Raw genomic sequence first — 18,573 nt, forward strand, 5'->3', positions numbered from 1 at the left:
GTACCGTCGTCGAACTACCGGAGGAACCCGCCGATGACCGAGACCAGCGTCCCCTTCCGCGCCGGCCGGGAGGGGTACGCCAGCTTCCGCATCCCCGCCGTCGTCGCCACCGGCACGGGCACCCTGCTCGCCCTCTGCGAGGGCCGCGTCGGCTCCCGGGACGACTTCGGGAACATCGACATCGTCCTCAAACGCTCCACGGACGGCGGCCGCACCTGGAGCCCGCTCCTGGTCGCCGCCAGGAACGGCGACGCCCTCGCCGGCAACCCGGCGCCCGTCGTCCTGGACACCGGCCGTGTCCTCCTGGTGCACGTACGCAACGCCGCGCTCGCCACCGAGGACGCCATCCGGTGCGGCAAGGTGAGCGCGGCCGACGGGCGCCGGGTCTGGGTGCAGCACAGCGACGACGACGGCCTCACCTGGTCCGCGCCGCGGGAGATCACCCAGGAGACCAAGGAGCCGCACTGGCGCTGGTACGCCACCACCCCCGGCCACGCCCTCCAGTTGAGCACCGGCCGGATCGTCGTCCCCGCCAACCACTCCCTGCCGCCCACCGGCACGGACAACGGCACCGAGGGCAGGTACAACGGCGGCCACTGCCTGCTCAGCGACGACCGGGGCGCGACCTGGCGGATCGGCTACGTCGACGACAACACCGACGGCTACATCAACGCCAACGAGACCACCGCCGCCGAACTCCCCGACGGCCGCGTGTACGTCAACACGCGCAACGACTCCCCGTCGCCCGGCACCCGCGCCGACGCCCACTCGGCCGACGGCGGCCAGACCCTGGTGAAGCCCTTCCGCCCGCAGGCGGGCCTGTCCGCCCCCGTGTGCCAGGCGAGCGTCCTCCAACTCCGCGACCCGGACGTGCTGCTCTACTCCGGCCCCGCCGACCCCGGTTTCCGCGCCCTGATGACGATCCGCGCCTCCACCGACGGCGGCACCACCTGGCGCCCGGCCCACACCGTGGACGGGCTGCCCGCCGCGTACTCCGACCTGGTGCGCGTCGACGCGGACACCGTGGGACTGCTGTACGAGACCGGCGACTTCAGCGCCTACGAGACCATCACCTTCCGCCGGGTGCCCGTGACGGAGCTGCCCTGAGCCGGTGACGGCGGCGGACGTAGAGTCGGGGCCATGACCTCTACCGACAGTGCTGCCACCGACAACGCCCAGAAGGCCCCCGCCAAGGACCCCTGGGACCTGCCCGACGTCTCCGGACTCGTCGTCGGGGTGCTCGGCGGGACCGGGCCGCAGGGCAAGGGCCTCGCCTACCGGCTCGCCCGGGCCGGACAGAAGGTGATCATCGGCTCGCGGGCGGCCGAGCGCGCCCGGGCCGCCGCGGAGGAACTCGGCCACGGCGTCGAGGGCGCCGACAACGCCGAGACCGCGCGCCGCAGCGACATCGTGATCGTCGCCGTGCCGTGGGACGGCCACGGCAAGACGCTGGAGTCCCTGCGCGAGGAACTGGCCGGCAAGCTCGTCGTCGACTGCGTCAACCCGCTCGGCTTCGACAAGAAGGGCGCCTACGCGCTCAAGCCCGAGGAGGGCAGCGCCGCCGAGCAGGCCGCCGCCCTGCTGCCGGACTCCCGGGTCACGGCCGCCTTCCACCACCTGTCGGCCGTGCTGCTCCAGGACCCGGAGATCGACGAGATCGACACCGACGTGATGGTGCTCGGCGAGGTCCGCGCCGACGTCGAGATCGTGCAGGCCCTCGCCGGGCGCATCCCCGGCATGCGCGGCATCTTCGCCGGGCGGCTGCGCAACGCCCACCAGGTGGAGTCGCTGGTGGCGAACCTGATCTCCGTGAACCGCCGGTACAAGGCGCACGCGGGGCTCCGGGTCACGGACGTATGAGCCCATGGGGGACACTGGACGGCACCAGCAGTGCCCGCAGTGTCCCCCGACAGGAGCCGACCGACATGCCCCTCTTGCTCCCACCCGACCCGGCCCGGCGACTCGCCCTCTACGCCCTGATCGTCTGCGTCCTCGCCGTGGCCGCGGCCGTCGTCTCCTTCACGCGGGGCAGCTGGCTGGGGATCGTCTGGGTGCTGCTGGCGGGTCTGTCGTCCAACATGTGCTGGTACTACGTGAAGCGCGGCCGGGACGCCCGGCGGGAATCCGTCACGGGCTGACCCGTCAGGGAGCGGCCGAGCAGAACTCGTTCGAGCCCTGCCAGAAGCGGTACAGCTCCTGACCGCAGTACGTCTCGACGTCACTGATCCCGAGCGACTTCAGCACCGAGTCGACCACGTCGAAGAACACGCCGTTCACCGCCGGCAGCCACAGCAGCGCGAACACGAAGAGCAGGCCGAACGGCGCGAACGGCTCCACCTGCCGCCGGATGTCGTACGACAGCCAGGGCTCGATGACGCCGTAGCCGTCCAGGCCCGGCACCGGCAGGAAGTTCAGCAGCGCGGCCGTCACCTGGAGCAGCGCGAGGAAGGCCAGGGCGAACCGGAAGTCGGCCGGCACGCCGTCCAGCGCGTCCAGCCAGAACGGGGCCGTGCAGACGACCGCGAACAGCACGTTCGTCAGCGGGCCCGCCGCCGAGATCAGGCTGTGCTTCCAGCGCCCCCGGATCCGCCCGTGCTCGATGAACACCGCGCCGCCGGGCAGACCGATCCCGCCCATGATCACGAAGATCACCGGGAGGACGATGCTGAGCAGCGCGTGCGTGTACTTCAGCGGGTTCAGGGTGAGGTACCCCTTCGCACCGACCGAGATGTCGCCGCTGTGCAGGGCGGTGCGCGCGTGCGCGTACTCGTGCAGGCAGAGCGAGACGATCCAGGCCGCCGTCACGAAGAGGAACACGGCGACCCCGGGCTGCTGCGCGAACCCGGTCCAGGTCGCCCATCCCGTGACCGCCGTCACGGCCAGAATCCCGACGAAGACGGGACTGATCCGCCGCTCACTGTGGCGGCTGGTGGCGGTGGTCATGGGACTCCCTGCACTCTCGAACACGCGATGGGACGCCCGACGGTACCGGGCGCAGGGGGAAAACGTCTCGCGCGGGGCGGTCGGTTCCGGGAGGGTGGGGGCATGGGGCTCTGGCACGTGATCTACGAGGACTGGCAGATGGAGTGCTGCGGCACGCCGTTCTCCGTGGGGGACGAGGTGAGCTGGCCGCTGCTGCTCCTGGACGCGGACACCGTGTTCGGAGGCGGCTGGCACGACCAGCTCACGAAGGCCGCGGGACCGGTCGAGGACGTGGGCGGCGTCCGGATCATGCGCGAGGAGACGGGCCTCACGGTCGCCCTGGCCGGGGACCCCGACGACGACGAGGACCGGCGGCCCGCACCGGGGGACCGGGCCCGCTCGGTCGGGCTGCTGTCCGTCGAGCGGCACGGTGCGAGGTGGCCCCAGGTCAGCGGGCGGGTGCGGGCCGTGCAGGTGCTGATCCAGGCGTACGCCGAGAGCGCGCCCGGCTCGCGTTCCTGGGAGCCGGTCGCGGGGAAGCGGCGGCTGCGGAGGGTGGAGCGGTGCCCCAAGTGGTTCTCCGACGGCGAGGTGGAGCAGGGGTCCGATGGCCGGGCACTGCGGCGCAGGGAGTCGGGGGTGGTGGTGACCCTGGAGGTCCCGGGCACGGACTCGTGGCTCTCGTACGCCGTCCGTGAGGCCCGGGGCATCCCGCAGCGGGTCGCCGAGCCCGGTGCGGAGACGGAAGGCATCACGGCGGCTGCCCTGACGGATCTGCTGGAGACGCTGAGCACGGTCGCGGCTCCGCCGCGGCGTTACGGCCGGTCCGGTACCGGGCCCCGTCGACATGCCTGAGCACGGTCCCGCCGGACCGCAGGGGCAAAGGACCGTGCCCGCCGGCGCCTGCCGGGACCCGGGGCGTCCCCCGGCGGGGTGCCGGGCCCGTGCGGAGACGGAGGGCACCACGGCGGCCGACCCTCATGACCATGAGCTGGTACCCATGGCCATCCGTGGCCGCACCTGCCCCGGCGCCCGCCGCGCCGCCGAACGCCGTGACCCGCCCTCGTACCACCGGAGACAATGGACCCCGTGCGCTACCGCATCCTCGGCACCACGCAGGCGCTCCGCACCGACGGCACGGTCGTTCCGGTGGGCGGGGCGCGGCTGCGTGCGCTGCTGACCGTGCTGGCCCTGCGGGCCGGCCGTACCGTGCCCGTGGGGCTGCTGGTCGACGAGGTGTGGGGCGGTGAGCCGCCCGCCGACGCCGCGGGGGCGCTCCAGGCGCTGGTCGGGCGGCTGCGGCGGGCGCTCGGGGCGGACGCGGTCGCCTCCGCCGAGGGCGGGTACCGGCTCACGGCCGCGCCCGACGACGTCGACCTGCACCGGTTCGAGCGGCTGGCCGGTGAGGGGCTGCGGGCCCTGGCCGACGGCGACCCCGCCAAGGCGGCCGTGCTCCTGGACGACGCCCTCGCCCTGTGGCGCGGCCCGGCCCTCGCCGACCTCCCCGACCGCGCGGCCGAGGCGGCCCGCCGGGACACCCGCCGCCTGGACGTGCTGCGCGCCCGCCACAGCGCCGCCCTCGCCCTCGGCCAGGCCGAGCAGTCCCTGCCCGAACTGACCGCCCTGTGCGACAGCCACCCCCTGGACGAGCCCCTCCAGACCCTGCGCCTGCGCGCCCTGCACGACGCCGGCCGTACGGCGGAGGCGCTGGACGCGTACGAGCACGTGCGGCGGCTGCTCGCCGACCGGCTCGGGACCGACCCGGGGACGGAACTGCGCTCGCTGCACGCGGAGTTGCTGAAGCCGGGCGACGACAGCACCGGCCCCGCGCCCGTGGCGGACGCCCCGCCCGTCGGCAACCTGCGCGCCCGGCTCACCTCCTTCATCGGCCGCGAGACCGACATCGAGACCATCCGGGGCGATCTCACCACCGGCCGCCTGGTCACGCTGCTCGGACCCGGCGGGGCCGGCAAGACCCGGCTGTCGCAGGAGGCCGCCGCGACCCTGCGGCACGCCATGCCGGGCGGCGTCTGGCTGGCCGAGCTCGCCCCGGTCGACGACCCCGCCGCCGTACCGGAGGCCGTGCTCACCGCCCTCGGCGCCCGCGAGACCGTGCTGTACGGCGCCGGCGCCGAGGGCATCCGGGCCGCCGTGGCCGACCGGCTCGACGACCCCGTCGCGCGGCTCGCCGAGCACTGCTCCCGCCCCCGCATGCTGCTCATCCTCGACAACTGCGAGCACGTCGCCGACGCCGCCGCCCGGCTCACCGAGGAACTGCTGGAGCGCTGCCCCGGCCTGACCGTCCTCGCCACCAGCCGCGAACCCCTCGGTGTCCCGGGGGAGTTGCTGCGGCCCGTGGAGCCGCTGCCCGAGCCGGTCGCGCTGCGGCTGCTCGCCGACCGGGGCGCGGCGGCCCGGCCCGGCTTCCGGATCGAGGACGATCCCGAGGCGTGCGCCGAGATCTGCCGCCGCCTGGACGGCCTCCCCCTGGCCATCGAACTCGCCGCCGCCCGGCTGCGGATGCTCACCCCACGCCAGATCGCCGACCGGCTCGACGACCGCTTCCGTCTCCTCACCTCCGGAAGCCGTACCGTCCTGCCCCGCCAGCAGACCCTCAGAGCCGTCGTCGACTGGTCCTGGGACCTGCTCGACGAGGACGAACGGGACGTCCTGCGGCGGCTGTCGGTGTTCGCGGGCGGCTGCGACCTGCCCGCCGCCGAGGCCGTGTGCGGGCCGTCCGCCCTGGAGACACTCGGCTCGCTCGTCGACCGCTCCCTGGTCGTCGCCACACCGCCCGGCGAGTCCGCTGGCGAGGAGATGCGCTACCGGCTGCTGGAGACCGTCGCCGAGTACGCCGCCGAGCGGCTGGACGAGTCCGGGCAGCGCGCCGACGCCGAGCGCGCCCACCTGACGTACTTCCGCGAACTCGCCCGCGTGACCGACCCGTTACTGCGCGGCTCCGGCCAGCTCGCCGCCATCCACCGGCTGGAGCGGGAGTACGAGAACCTGCGCACCGCCCTGCGTCACGCCGTCGCCCTGCGCGACGAGCAGGAGGCGCTGTGCCTGGCGCTGTCCCTCGTCTGGTACTGGCAGATGCGTGACCTGCGCATCGAGGCCCGCAACTGGTGCCGCGAGGTCATGGCCCTCGGCCCCGACCCCTTCACCGAGCCCGTCCGCCCCGCCGCCCCGGTGTGGGAGCGCTGCACCGACGCCCCGCCCCCGATGACCGGCGAGATCCTGTGGGAGGCCCGGCGCGGTATCCACCTCGCCCATCTCGCCTGCATGGACACCGAGCTGGACGCCTGGCAGAACTCCCGGTCCCAGCAGAAGCTGCGGACCATCGCCGCGACGTATGAACCCGGGCTCCCGCAGAACTGCCGGCTGCCCGGCCTGCTCTGGTTCTTCGCCGTGATGCTGACCGGCGACATGGAACGGCTGCGCGTCATCATCGACGAGTCCATCCGCACCTGCCGCGAGACGCCCGGCTTCGACTGGGAGCTGGCCTCCGGCCTGCAGATGCGGGCCAACTTCCTCGCCAACCGCACCGACTGGGCGGGCGACGCCGCGCGAGACGCCGACGAGTCGCTGGACATCTACCGGCGCCTCGGCGACGACTGGGGCACCGCCGAGGCCCTCTCCGCACGCGCCGAGGCCCACGAACGCAAAGGTGACTACGCCCGGGCCGCCGCCGACTACGAGGCCGCCATCGGCCACGCCGAGCACCTCGGCGCCCGGGCCCAGGCCGCTGTCCTCAGTGCCCGGCTGGGCAGCGCCCTGCTGGAGGCGGGTGAGGACGAACGCGGCGAGCGGCTGCTGCGCGAGGTGATCGCCCAGCACGAGGACTCGCACAGCGAGGCCATGCCCGCCGCCCGCCTGTTCCTGGCGGGCTGGCTCGGCATGACGGGCCGTGTCCCCGAGGCGCGCGAGCACCTGCGGCGGCTGCGCCAGGACTTCCGTATCGCCTACTTCATCGTCTTCGACGCGTTCATCCTCGGCGCGGAGGCGTGGCTGGACGCCACGGAGGGGCGGTACGAGGAGTGCCTCGGCCGCATTCGCAAGGGGCTGGAGCGGGCCGCCGACCCGCTGTCCGAGGCCATCACGCCCCATATGCGCTCGGGGTATCTGATCATCGGCGCCCGGGCCCTGGCCGACCTCGACGGCGGGCGGCGCGCCCTGGACGCGGCCCGCTGTCTGGGCGCCGTCGACGCCCTGCTGCCCCCCGGCCACGTCGCCCAGCGGCAGGAGCGCGAGGCGCGCGGGCAGGCGGAGCGGCGGGCCCGCGCGATGCTCGGCGACACGGTGTTCGAGGCCGCGTACGCGGAGGGCGGCGGCCTCTCCCTGGAGGAGGCCGCCGCCCTGCTGTGAGGCGAATCCTTGCGTTTCGGTCAGTTCTTCGTCCGGAACTTGTGGATCGCGACGGGCGCCATCACCGCGGTGATCGCCACCGACCAGCCGAGCGTCACCCACAGGTCGTGCGCGACCGGCCCGCCCACCATCAGGCCGCGTGCGGCGTCCGCCAGCGTCGACAGCGGGTTGTAGTCGGTGAACGCCTGCAACCAGCCGGGCATCGACGTCGTCGGCGCGAAGATCGACGAGCCGAACTGGAGCGGGAACAGCACCAAAAAGCCCATCGCCTGCACGGACTGCGCGTTCTTCAGGATCACGCCCAGGGTGAGGAACACCCACATGATCGACGAGGCGAACGCCGTGGACAGGGCCACGGTCGCGAACAGCCCTGGCCAGTTCGTGATGTCGAACCCGACCGCGACGGCGACGATCATCAGCACGGCGGTCGCGAACAGCATCCGCAGCAGCTCCACCGAGATCTTCGCGAACAGCACCGAGCCCCGCCCGATCGGCAGGGACCGGAAGCGGTCCATGACACCGGAGTTGAAGTCCTGGCTGAAGCCGGTGCCGACGCCCTGGGACAGCGTCATGCTCATCATCGCGATCATGCCGGGGATCACGTACTGCACGTAACGGTCCTGCCCGCCGCCCAGTGCCTGCCCGATCGAGCCGCCGAAGACGAACACGAACAGCAGGGTGAAGATGACCGGCATCAGCAGTGCGTCGGCCATCGACTCCGGGTCCTTGCGGATCCACAGCAGGTTGCGGCGGATCAGGGCCCCGGTGTGACGCAGGTGGCCGCGCAGCGGGATACGGGCGTCCGCGTCGGCGTCGTTGAGGGTGACGGCGCTCATACGGCGGCCTCCTGAAGGTCTTCGGTGGGCATGGCGTCCTGCGGGGCACTGGCGCGGTGGCCGGTGAGGGACAGGAACACCTCGTCCAGGCTGGGCAGTTCGGTGGTGATGGAGGAGAGCGTGATGCCGCGCGCGGTGACCGCGCCGACCACGGCGGTCAGCTGCTCGTCACTGAGGATCGGCACGAGGACGTCACCCCGGTCGGTGTCCACGGTCGTGGTGGCCAGCCCGGTGATCCCCAGGTCGTCCAGCGCGGCGGCGAGGGGCCGCAGCCGCGCCGGATCGGCCGGGCGGATCCGCAGCGCCCGGCCGCCGACCTTCGCCTTCAGCTCCTCGATGGCGCCGCCGGCGATGACCTGGCCGCGGTCGACGACCGTCAGCTCGGAGGCGAGCTGCTCGGCCTCCTCCATGTACTGGGTGGTGAGCAGCACGGTGACGCCGTCGCCGACCATGCGCTTCACCTCGTCCCACACCTCGTTGCGGGTGCGCGGGTCGAGGCCGGTGGTCGGCTCGTCCAGGAAGAGCACGGCCGGCCGTCCGATCATGGACGCGGCCAGGTCCAGCCGCCGCCGCATGCCCCCGGAGTACGTCGCCGCCGGCCGCTTGGCCGCCTCGGTCAGCGAGAAGCGCTCCAGCAACTCGTCGGACCGGTTGCGGGCGTCCTTGCGGGGCAGGTCGAGCAGGCGCCCGATCATGTACAGGTTCTCCCAGCCGGAGAGCTTCTCGTCCACGGAGGCGTACTGCCCCGTGAGCCCGATCACCCGCCGCAGCTGCCGGGGCTGCCGGACGACGTCGTAGCCGGCCACGGTGGCCCGGCCCGTGTCGGGAGCGAGCAGGGTGGACAGGATCCGCACGAGGGTCGTCTTCCCGGCCCCGTTCGGCCCGAGGACCCCCATGACGGTGCCCTCCCGCACATCCAGGTCGACCCCGTCCAGCGCCTTGGTCTCGCCGTAGTGCTTCACCAGCCCCCGCACGGTCACAGCGGCGCCGCCGGTGTTCTTGTCGATTCGCGTCATGCCCCTGACGGTGTCAGCTCCCACCGACAAACCACCGACAGACCGCCGACAGCCCGTCGGCAGCCCTTGTGGGTGGTCCCGACAAGGTGGTCCCGACAAGGGGGACAGCCCGTCGACGGGGGAAGATCGACGGGCTGTCCGTGGTACCGCTATGGCTCTAGTGGACGGAGTGCTCCTCCAGCGGGAACGTTCCGCCGACCACGTCCTCGGCGAACGCCCTCACCGCGTTCCCCATGACCTCACGCAGGTTCGCGTACTGCTTCACGAACTTCGGCACGCGCCCGCCGGTCAGCCCGAGCATGTCGGTCCACACCAGCACCTGCGCGTCGGTCTCCGGGCCGGCCCCGATCCCCACCGTCGGAATGTGCAGCACCCGCGTCACCTCGGCCGCCAGCTCCGCCGGAACCAGCTCCAGCACCACGGCGAACGCACCCGCGTCCTGCACGGCCTTCGCGTCCCGCAGCAACTGCTGGGCCGCCTCCTCGCCCCGCCCCTGCACGCGGTAGCCCATCGCGTTGACGGACTGCGGGGTCAGGCCGATGTGCGCCATGACCGGGATGCCGGACTCGACGAGCAGCCGGATCTGCTCGTGCGACCGCTCGCCCCCCTCCAGCTTCACGGCCTGCACGCCCGCCTCCTTCACCAGCCGGGTCGCCGAGCGCAGCGCCTGCACCGGACCTTCCTGGTAGGAGCCGAAGGGCAGGTCGCCGACGATCAGGGCGCGCGAGGTGCCCCGTACGACCGCCGCCGACAGCATGGTCATCTCGTCGAGGGTGACGGGTACGGTCGTCTCGTACCCGAGGTGGCAGTTGCCCGCCGAGTCGCCGACGAGCATGACCGGGATCCCGGCCTCGTCGAAGACGGACGCGGTCATGGCGTCGTACGCGGTGAGCATGGGCCACTTCTCGCCGCGCTCCTTGGCGGCGGCGATGTCCCGCACGGTGATGCGGCGGGTGCCCTTGCCCCCGTACAGCGTCTTGCCGCCGTCGGAGGACTTCGTCTGAGCAGTCTGGGCAGCCGGAAGCTGCGTCATTGCACGGCTCCTAACACGTCATCTCGAGGCGCCCTGACGGCGTCCCCGGACCACGTCCATGGTGGCACCTCGTGCCATCCAGGGCTAGGGGAGCCCCTGTGAGTTCCCCCGGAGGCCTTTGGCATGGCGCACGTAAGGTCTCGGTAAAGGCCTTCCAATACGAGACGGTCTCGTATCGCAATGCGCCTACGCTCGCCGGCATGACTACTCCTGCCGACCGTGCCGCCCCCACCGGCCCGCGCATACCGGAAGCGGTGCACCGGCGCCGCTGGGCGATCCTCGGCGTGCTGATGCTCAGCCTGCTGATCGTCGTCCTCGACAACTCGATCCTGAACGTCGCCATCAAGACGATCTCCACCCCCGCCCCGACCGGCCTGGGGGCCACGCAGAGCGAGCTGGAGTGGGCGATCAACGCCTACACCCTCGTCTTCGCGGGCCTGCTGTTCAGCGCCGGTCTGCTCGGTGACCGGCTGGGCCGCAAGAAGGTACTGCTCGGCGGTCTGGCCGTGTTCGGGGCCGGCTCCGCGCTCGCCGCCTTCTCCGGCTCGCCGGGGGAGCTGATCGCCTTCCGCGCCGTGATGGGCCTGGGCGCCGCGTTCGTCATGCCGGCCACCCTCGCCGTCCTCATGAACGTCTTCGAGCGCGAGGAACAGCCGAAGGCCATCGGCATCTGGGCGGGTGGCGTCGGCCTCGCCATCGCCATCGGCCCGATCACCGGCGGGGTGCTCCTCGACCACTTCTGGTGGGGCTCGGTCTTCCTCATCAACGTGCCGATCGTGCTGCTCGCGCTCGCGCTGATGCTGTGGCTGGTGCCCGACTCCCGCGACCCGAACCCCGGCCGCCTCGACCCCGTCGGCGTCGCGCTGTCGGTCGTCGGCCTGGTGCTGCTCGTCTACGGCATCATCAAGGGCGGCCAGCTCGCCGACTTCACCGACGCCACCGTGCTGTCGACGATCGCCGCCGGACTCGCGGTCCTCGTCGCCTTCGTGGTGTTCGAGAAGCGCAGCGACCACCCGTCCATCGACGTCACGTACTTCAAGAACAAGGTCTTCTCGGCCGCCATCGCCGCCATCGCGCTGGTCTTCTTCGCGCTGATGGGCGTGACCTTCTTCTCGGTCTTCTACACGCAGAGCGTGCGCGGCTACTCGCCGCTCCAGACCGGTCTGCTCATGCTGCCGCTGGCCGCCGCCCAGATGATCTTCGCGCCACGCGCCCGGCTGCTGGTCGACCGCTTCGGCAACAAGGCCACCACGACCGCCGGAATGCTGGTCATCGCCGCGATGCTGGCCGCCTTCGCCACGCTCGACGCCGACACCCCCATCTGGATCCTGGAAGTGATCTTCTTCCTGATGGGCACCGGCATGGCGCACATCATGACGCCGGTCAGCGTCGTCATCATGCAGGCCCTGCCCCGCGAGAAGGCCGGCTCGGCCTCCGCCCTCAGCAACACCTTCCGGCAGGTCGGCGGCGCCCTCGGCATCGCCGTCCTCGGCTCGGTGCTGTCCACGGCGTACCGCACGGGCATCGAGGACAAGCTCGGCCGGATGCCGCCGGGCGCCCGGCACACCGCGGGGGAGTCCATCGAGGCCACCCTCGGCGTCGCCGCGAAGCTGGGCCCGCAGGGCAAGGCCCTGGTCACCCCGGCCTACGACGCGTTCCTGCACGCGATGCACATCACCGCCCTGTGGGGAGCGGGCGTCGCACTGATCGGCGCCGTCGTCGTGGCGCTGTTCCTGCCCGGCAGGCAGCCGGCGCCCCGGCAGGGGGAGAAGAGGGAGCTGTCGGACGCCCGGTCGTAGACCTGCGCGAGAATTCAGCCTCGACCTGCTCAGGAAAGGACGGAGCGACGTGAGCCTCGCCGAAAGGCAACCCCGGCACGACGGCCCCCCGAGGGGCCGTCCGAGAAGCGAGGCCGTCGAGCGCGCCATCATCGAGGGCCTGATGAAGCTCCTGGAGGAGGGCGTGTCCCTCGCGGAGCTGTCCATCGAGCGCGTCGCCCGGACCGCCGGCGTCGGCAAGGCCACCATCTACCGCCGCTGGAGCGGCAAGGAGGAACTCTTCGTCGACGTCCTGCGCGCCGCCGAACCCCCCGAACCCCCGCTCCCCGGCACCTCCATGCGAGACGACCTCGTGGCCCTGCTGGAACAGGCGCGCCGGCGCGGCCTGGCCAATCGCTCGTCGGCGATCCTGACCAATGTGCACGCCCAGATGAAGAGCAGCCCGAAGATCTGGGCGGCGTACGAGGCCACCGTCCTGGCACCGCGCCGCCGGCTCGGCCTGGAGATCCTGCGCCGGGGGCAGGAGAACGGCGAACTGCGCACGGACGTCGACATCGAGCTGCTGGGCGACATGTTCGTCGCCCCCGTGCTCGTGCGCTCCGTCCTGCGCCCGGACGCCGACCTCCCCGACGACCTCGCCGCCCAGGTCGTCGACACGCTCCTCGAAGGCCTACGCCCCGTCAGTTCCGCAGCTCACCAGCGCTAGTGTGCGCGTTTCGTCACAGACGGCGCTTACTCCGGGCCTGATCGGAACTCTCCGCGCGGGCTCGAACGTCATCGCCCCCGTACGGCCGTCGAGGGACGGCGGGAACGGAACGGATCATCCCCTAGGGTCGTAGACACGGGGGCGATGGTGTGCACGGCAGGCAGTGAGGCGACGGTATGGCGCAGCAGGCGTACATGACGGAGACGGACAACGGCGGCTCGGGGCACGAGCCCCGGGGACACCGGCTTCGGCGCCTGTTGGACCGGCTGCTCGGCGGCCGGCTGGGCGACCGGCGGGTCTGGCGGCGCGGCGTCGTCCTGGCCGGCTGCGCGGTGCTGCTGGCCGTGGTCATGCTGCTGCACTCGCGCATCCCGAACACGATCGGCAACCTGGGCAGCCTCATCGAGACCTTCCTGCCCTGGCTCGGTCTCCTCATCCCGGTGCTGCTCCTGCTGGCCGTGGTCCGCAAGTCCGCGACCGCCCTGATCGCGGTGCTGCTGCCCGCGCTGGTCTGGCTGAACCTCTTCGGCGGCCAGCTCACCGACAAGACCGCCACCGGGGGCGACCTCACCGTGGCCACGCACAACGTCAACGCGGACAACCCCGACCCGGCCGGTACCGCCCGTGACGTGGCCGCCTCCGGCGCGGACGTGCTGGCCCTGGAGGAGCTGACGGCGTCCGCGGTCCCGACGTACGAGCGGGCGCTGGACTCGGCGTACCCGTACCACTCGGTGCAGGGCACGGTCGGGGTGTGGAGCAAGTACCCGCTGACGGGCGTGCGGGCCGTCGACATCGACTTGGGCTGGACGCGGGCGATGCGCGCCACCGTGACCGCCCCGGCCGGGCAGGTCGCGGTCTACGTCGCCCATCTGCCGTCGGTGCGCGTGAAGATGGAGGCCGGGTTCACGGCCCGGCAGCGCGACCGCAGCGCCGACTTCCTGGGCGAGGCCATCGCCCATGAACCGCTGCATGACGTCGTACTGCTCGGCGACCTGAACGGCACCATGAACGACCGCGCGCTCAACGCCGTCACCTCCCAGATGCGCTCCACGCAGGGCGCCGCGGGCAACGGCTTCGGGTTCAGCTGGCCGGCGTCGTTCCCGATGGCGCGCATCGACCAGATCATGGTCAGGGGCCTGAAGCCGGAGAGCTCGTGGACCCTCCCGCAGACGGGCAGCGACCATCTGCCCATCGCGGCCCGTGTGAGTGTCACCACAGGCGACTGAGGAAAACTGCAGCTCAGAGCGTATTCGGCAGGAGTCGGCAACCGAGCCTTCACCTCTCGGCGACCTCGCGGAATAGTGGGCCTGCGAGACTTTGTTCCGTACTTGAACATACGAAGTCACGAAGTACGAACCCCCGTAAGTCTCGAAAGGCTCCCTCATGCCCCTGGCCCTGCTCGCCCTCGCCGTGGGCGCCTTCGGCATCGGTACCACCGAGTTCGTGATGATGGGGCTGCTGCCCGACGTCGCGAACGACCTGCACATCTCGATACCCAGCGCCGGTCATCTGGTGTCGGCGTACGCGCTGGGCGTCGTCATCGGCGCCCCGCTGCTGGCCGCCGTCACCGCCCGGATGTCCCGCCGCACGGTCCTGATCGCGCTGATGGGGCTGTTCGTCGCGGGCAACGCGCTGTCGGCCCTCGCTCCCGACAACGGCTGGCTGCTGGCGGCCCGCTTCCTGAGCGGTCTGCCGCACGGCGCCTTCTTCGGCGTGGGCGCCGTCGTCGCGACGAACATGGTCGCTCCCGAACGCAAGGCGCGCTCGGTCTCCCTGATGTTCCTCGGCCTGACGGTCGCGAACGTCGTGGGTGTGCCCGTCGCGACCCTCATGGGCCAGCAGCTCGGCTGGCGGGCGACCTTCCTCGGCGTCAGCGCCATCGGCCTGGCGGCGATCGCCGCGCTCGCGTTCCTGATCCCGCACGACCACGAGCACGCCACCGCGAAGGGCCTGCGCGGTGAACTGGCCGCCCTGCGCTCCGTCCCGGTCTGGCTGTCGCTCGGCACGACGGTCGCGGGCTTCGGCGCCCTCTTCGCGGCCTACAGCTACATCACGCCCATGCTCACGGACGCCGCCGGCTACGCCGACGCCAGCGTGACCCTGCTGCTGGCCCTGTTCGGCGTCGGCGCGACCGCCGGCAACCTGCTGGGCGGCCGCCTGGCCGACCACTCCCTGCGGGGCACCCTGTTCGGCGGCCTGGGCTCCCTGGTGGCGGTGCTGGCGCTGTTCCCGCTGCTGATGCGCACGGAGTTCACCGCCGCCGTCGCCGTGATCCTGCTCGGCATGGCGGCCTTCGCCACCGGCTCCCCGCTCCAGCTGATGGTCATGGACAAGGCCGCGTCGGCCCCGTCCCTGGCCTCCTCCGCCAACCAGGCGGCCTTCAACCTGGCCAACGCCGGCGGCGCCTGGATCGGCGGCCTGGCCCTGGCCGCGGGCTTCGGGGTCACCTCCCCGGCCCTGGCCGGCGCGGCCCTGGCCGTGCTCGGCCTCGGCGTGGCGTCGCTGGCGTACGCGGTGGACCGGCGCAGTGCGCCGGCCGGCGGGCGCGAGCGGGTCGTGGCGAGCCATGTCCCGCAGGAGGCGGAAGCGGTGCACTACTGAGCCGACCCGCACCAGGAGCGGCAGTTCGCAGGTGACGCACCTGCGTGCTGCCGCTCCGCGCGTCCGGTCGGCGTGCGTCCGTCAGGCCCGGCGGGCCGCGACGACCGCCGAACTGGACGGCGTCGTGAGGACTTCGGTGGCGTCCAGGTCCGAATGGGTCAGGTAGAACAGGCGCAGCTCGTCCACCCTGCCCTCGAACACCGGCGGCCACGTGGTCGACGGTGTGAAGTCGTCGAGGACGAGAATCCCGCCGGGAGCGAGCAACTCGACGACCCGCTGGGGGGCGTCCCGCTTGCCGCCGCCGTCGCAGAAGAAGACGTCGAACGGGGCGTGTCGCTCGAGCAGCCGCCAGTCGCCGGTCAGCACGCTGACGCGGTCGTCGTCCGCGAAGACACCGGCCGCCCGCCGGGCCAGCTCCTCGTCACGCTCCACGGTGACGAGACGCGCACCGGCCCCCAGGCCGCTGTGCAGCCAGGCGGTGCCCACACCCGAGCCGGTGCCGCTCTCGGCGACGACCCCACCGGGCTTGGCGGCGGCGGCCAGCCTGAGCAGCCTGCCCACTTCGGGGATGCAGCTCTTCTCGAACCCGGCCTCGGCGGCGATCCGCTCGGCGGTCACCACGCGGTCAGGAACCACACGCTCTGCCATGATCAGCCCCCTGTCGGTGTCAGCCCGACGCTACCTGACCCCTGATCAGGGAGCCGACCAGTTGGTCCAGTTCGTCGAACCGCCAGTCGAAGGCGTCGTCGCTCGCCGGAGGGTCCCCGACCGGCCGCCGCACATGGGCGGTCCGCATGCCGACCGCCTGCGCCGCGCGGAGGTCCCAGGCGTGGGCGGCCACCATGAGTACGCGTTCCGGTGGGCAACCGGCGGCGTCGAGAGCGAGCCGGTAGACCTCCGGCGCCGGCTTGTACGCCCGTGCGGCTTCGGCGGACAGGGCCTGGTGCCAGCGCAGCCCGGCGTGCGCGTTGAGGCGCAGCAGCGCCGTACGGGAGGCGTTGGAGAGCCCGACCAGGGGGAACCACCGGGCGAGCCGTTCGAGACCGGCGGCCGAGTCGGGCCAGGGCGGCAGTCGCTGACCCGCTGTGGCCAGCCGGGCGACGGCCGCGGGATCGGAGAGCCCGGCGCGCCCGGCCACGAGCCGCGCGGCCTCCGCGTCGAGGGTCTCGGTGCTGGCGTAGGCGCGGAGGCCTTGCAGGATGCGTCGCTGTTCGGCCTCGCCGTGCTGCTGCCACAAGGCGAGCAGGTGGTCGACAGCCGCCTCGTCGGACGCGGGCAGGGCTTCGTGGATCGCCGTTCGAAGCCCTCCGGGCTCGTCGACGAGTGTGCCGAGGACGTCGAAGACGACGACCTCGATGTCGCGGATCCCGGTCACGCGTCTTCCCGCCTTCGTGTCGCAGCCGTCACTACCTGAGGAGGTGACGATGCTGCCACCGCCCCCGTCACCGGTCAAGATGGTGACGGGGGCGTCGGGTTCGTGAGCGGGGAGGATGTCAGACCGACTCCCGCCACCCGTTCGTGATCGGCAGGCGGCGGTCCTTCCCGAAGCCCTTCACCGAGATCTTCGTCCCCGGCGGGTACTGGCGCCGCTTGTACTCCGCCGTGTCGACCATGCGCAGGGTCTTCGTGACCAGCTCCCGGTCGAAACCGGCCGCGACGATCTCGTCGGCGCCCCGGTCCTGGTCGACGTACAGGTCGAGGATCGCGTCCAGCACCGGGTAGTCGGGCAGCGAGTCGGTGTCGACCTGGCCCGGGCGGAGTTCCGCGCTCGGCGGCTTGGTGATGGAGTTCTCCGGGATCGGCGGGGTCTGGCCGCGTTCCCGGGCGGCCCGGTTGCGCCACTCGGCCAGGCGGAAGATCGACGTCTTGTAGACGTCCTTGATGGGGCCGTAGGCGCCCACCGAGTCGCCGTAGAGCGTGGAGTAGCCGACCGCCAGTTCCGACTTGTTGCCGGGGGCCAGCACGATGTGGCCCTCCTGGTTGGAGATCGCCATGAGCAGCGTGCCGCGCAGGCGCGACTGGAGGTTCTCCTCCGCCAGGCCGGTCAGGCCCAGCGAGCCCATGTACGCGTCGAACATCGGCTCGATCGCGACCGTGCGGTAGTTCAGGCCCGTGCGCCGGGCCATCTCCGCCGCGTCGTCCTTCGAGTGGTCCGACGAGTACTTCGACGGCATCGACACGCCGTACACGTTCTGCGCGCCCACCGCGTCGCACGCGATCGCCGCGACCAGCGACGAGTCGATGCCGCCCGACAGACCGATCAGGACGGACTTGAAGCCGTTCTTCGCGACGTATGCCCGCAGGCCCACGACCAGCGCCGAGTAGACCTCCTCGTCGTCGTCCAGGCGTTCCGCGTAGCCGCCCGTGAGCTCCGGCTCGTAGCGGGGCAGCGGGTCCTTGGAGAGCACCACCCGGTCGATGCGCAGGCCGTCGTCCACCACGCCCGTCGGCGCGTCCTCCGACGCCGCCGGCAGGTCCAGGTCCAGGACCACGCAGCCCTCGGCGAACTGCGGCGCCCGCGCCACGACCTCGCCGTCCTTGTCCACGACGATCGAGTCGCCGTCGAACACCAGCTCGTCCTGGCCGCCGATCATGGCGAGGTACGCCGTGGTGCAGCCGGCCTCCTGGGCCCGCTTGCGGACCAGCTCCAGGCGCGTGTCGTCCTTGTTGCGCTCGTAGGGCGAGGCGTTGATCGAGACCAGCAGGCCCGCCTGCGCCGAGCGCGCCGCGGGGACACGGCCGCCGTCCTGCCAGAGGTCCTCGCAGATGGCCAGGGCGACATCCACGCCGTGGACGCGCAGGACCGGCATGCTGTCGCCGGGCACGAAGTAGCGGAACTCGTCGAAGACGCCGTAGTTCGGCAGGTGGTGCTTGGCGAAGTTCAGGACCACCTCGCCGCCGTACAGCACCGCTCCCGCGTTCTGCGGCGCGCCGGCCGGCTGGCCGTACTTCGGCTGGGCGGTCGCGCAGCGGTCGAGGTAGCCGACGATCACCGGCAGCTCACCGAAGCCCTCGTCGGCCAGGCGGACGGCGAGGCTCCGCAGCGCCGCCCGGGAGGCCTCCACGAAGGACGACCTGAGGGCCAGGTCCTCGACGGGATACCCGGTCAGCGCCATCTCGGGGAACGCCACGAGATGCGCTCCCTGCTCGGCGGAGTGCCGGGTCCAGCGGACGATCGACTCGGTGTTCCCGGCGAGGTCGCCGACGCTCGAGTCGATCTGGTTCAGGGCGAGACGTAGTTGAGGCACGGGCCCAGTGTAATCGTCAGAGCGACGCAATGGGGTGGTGTGGGTCACCCCACACCACCCCATGTCCC

The 18,573-nt window shown here is 72.2% G+C and carries 16 protein-coding genes; 9 read left to right on the plus strand and 7 right to left on the minus strand.

The window, feature by feature from the left end:
- Positions 1–33: 33 nt before the first annotated feature.
- From GTY47_RS07885 to GTY47_RS07895, 3 genes are all read left to right on the plus strand, one after another.
- Positions 34–1,107 carry a sialidase family protein gene (locus GTY47_RS07885; protein ID WP_010036949.1) on the plus strand — a complete coding sequence of 358 codons (1,074 nt, stop codon included), beginning with the start codon at positions 34–36 and terminating at the stop codon, positions 1,105–1,107.
- Between the two features lie 33 nt (positions 1,108–1,140).
- Positions 1,141–1,860: an NADPH-dependent F420 reductase gene (npdG, locus tag GTY47_RS07890; protein WP_010036956.1), complete on the plus strand. Its 720-nt coding sequence runs from the start codon at positions 1,141–1,143 to the stop codon at positions 1,858–1,860.
- A 65-nt stretch (positions 1,861–1,925) separates the two neighbouring features.
- Entirely contained in the window at positions 1,926–2,138 is a 213-nt protein-coding gene (locus GTY47_RS07895; protein WP_010036957.1) for a hypothetical protein, read from the plus strand.
- A 4-nt stretch (positions 2,139–2,142) separates the two neighbouring features.
- On the opposite strand, the gene GTY47_RS07900 is transcribed toward GTY47_RS07895, so the two are convergent.
- Positions 2,143–2,943, minus strand: a complete 801-nt coding sequence (locus GTY47_RS07900; RefSeq protein ID WP_010036959.1) for a site-2 protease family protein — start codon at positions 2,941–2,943, stop codon at positions 2,143–2,145.
- 102 nt (positions 2,944–3,045) lie between these two features.
- Here GTY47_RS07900 and GTY47_RS07905 point away from each other — a divergent pair, with 102 nt between their 5' ends.
- Together GTY47_RS07905 and GTY47_RS07910 are read left to right on the plus strand one after the other, a co-directional pair.
- Positions 3,046–3,777, plus strand: coding sequence for a DUF6578 domain-containing protein (locus GTY47_RS07905; protein WP_010036961.1), 732 nt, complete (start codon positions 3,046–3,048; stop codon positions 3,775–3,777).
- A gap of 225 nt (positions 3,778–4,002) precedes the next feature.
- Positions 4,003–7,287 carry a BTAD domain-containing putative transcriptional regulator gene (locus GTY47_RS07910; RefSeq protein ID WP_010036964.1) on the plus strand — a complete coding sequence of 1,095 codons (3,285 nt, stop codon included), beginning with the start codon at positions 4,003–4,005 and terminating at the stop codon, positions 7,285–7,287.
- Between the two features lie 20 nt (positions 7,288–7,307).
- On the opposite strand, the gene GTY47_RS07915 is transcribed toward GTY47_RS07910, so the two are convergent.
- The 3 genes from GTY47_RS07915 to panB all read right to left on the minus strand — a co-directional run bounded on the left by GTY47_RS07915 (position 7,308) and on the right by panB (position 10,172).
- The gene (locus GTY47_RS07915; RefSeq protein ID WP_010036966.1) at positions 7,308–8,123 is read right to left on the minus strand and encodes an ABC transporter permease; all 816 of its coding nucleotides are present in this window, start codon (positions 8,121–8,123) and stop codon (positions 7,308–7,310) included.
- Positions 8,120–9,139 carry an ATP-binding cassette domain-containing protein gene (locus tag GTY47_RS07920; RefSeq protein ID WP_010036968.1) on the minus strand — a complete coding sequence of 340 codons (1,020 nt, stop codon included), beginning with the start codon at positions 9,137–9,139 and terminating at the stop codon, positions 8,120–8,122. Before GTY47_RS07920 ends, GTY47_RS07915 begins: the two co-directional genes overlap by 4 nt.
- Positions 9,140–9,296: 157 nt before the next feature.
- Positions 9,297–10,172: a 3-methyl-2-oxobutanoate hydroxymethyltransferase gene (gene panB, locus GTY47_RS07925; RefSeq protein WP_010036972.1), complete on the minus strand. Its 876-nt coding sequence runs from the start codon at positions 10,170–10,172 to the stop codon at positions 9,297–9,299.
- Positions 10,173–10,372: 200 nt separating this feature from the next.
- Here panB and GTY47_RS07930 point away from each other — a divergent pair, with 200 nt between their 5' ends.
- The 4 genes from GTY47_RS07930 (at position 10,373) to GTY47_RS07945 (ending at position 15,257) form a co-directional block, all read left to right on the plus strand.
- Positions 10,373–11,971: an MFS transporter gene (locus GTY47_RS07930; RefSeq protein ID WP_029180968.1), complete on the plus strand. Its 1,599-nt coding sequence runs from the start codon at positions 10,373–10,375 to the stop codon at positions 11,969–11,971.
- A gap of 49 nt (positions 11,972–12,020) precedes the next feature.
- A complete protein-coding gene (locus GTY47_RS07935) occupies positions 12,021–12,656 on the plus strand; it encodes a TetR/AcrR family transcriptional regulator (RefSeq protein WP_010036980.1) in 636 nt (211 codons plus the stop codon).
- Between the two features lie 176 nt (positions 12,657–12,832).
- Complete coding sequence (locus GTY47_RS07940) at positions 12,833–13,882, plus strand: endonuclease/exonuclease/phosphatase family protein (RefSeq protein WP_010036984.1); 1,050 nt, start codon at positions 12,833–12,835, stop codon at positions 13,880–13,882.
- Between the two features lie 157 nt (positions 13,883–14,039).
- Entirely contained in the window at positions 14,040–15,257 is a 1,218-nt protein-coding gene (locus GTY47_RS07945) for an MFS transporter (protein ID WP_010036987.1), read from the plus strand.
- A gap of 81 nt (positions 15,258–15,338) precedes the next feature.
- On the opposite strand, the gene GTY47_RS07950 is transcribed toward GTY47_RS07945, so the two are convergent.
- From GTY47_RS07950 to GTY47_RS07960, 3 genes are all read right to left on the minus strand, one after another.
- The gene (locus GTY47_RS07950; protein WP_029180969.1) at positions 15,339–15,911 is read right to left on the minus strand and encodes a class I SAM-dependent methyltransferase; all 573 of its coding nucleotides are present in this window, start codon (positions 15,909–15,911) and stop codon (positions 15,339–15,341) included.
- A gap of 13 nt (positions 15,912–15,924) precedes the next feature.
- Entirely contained in the window at positions 15,925–16,632 is a 708-nt protein-coding gene (locus GTY47_RS07955; RefSeq protein ID WP_010036995.1) for a haloacid dehalogenase type II, read from the minus strand.
- 118 nt (positions 16,633–16,750) lie between these two features.
- Complete coding sequence (locus tag GTY47_RS07960) at positions 16,751–18,505, minus strand: NAD+ synthase (protein ID WP_010036997.1); 1,755 nt, start codon at positions 18,503–18,505, stop codon at positions 16,751–16,753.
- Positions 18,506–18,573: the final 68 nt, after the last annotated feature.

Origin of the sequence: Streptomyces sp. SID5464, assembly GCF_009862985.1 — a bacterium.
GTDB lineage: Bacteria > Actinomycetota > Actinomycetes > Streptomycetales > Streptomycetaceae > Streptomyces > Streptomyces chartreusis_D.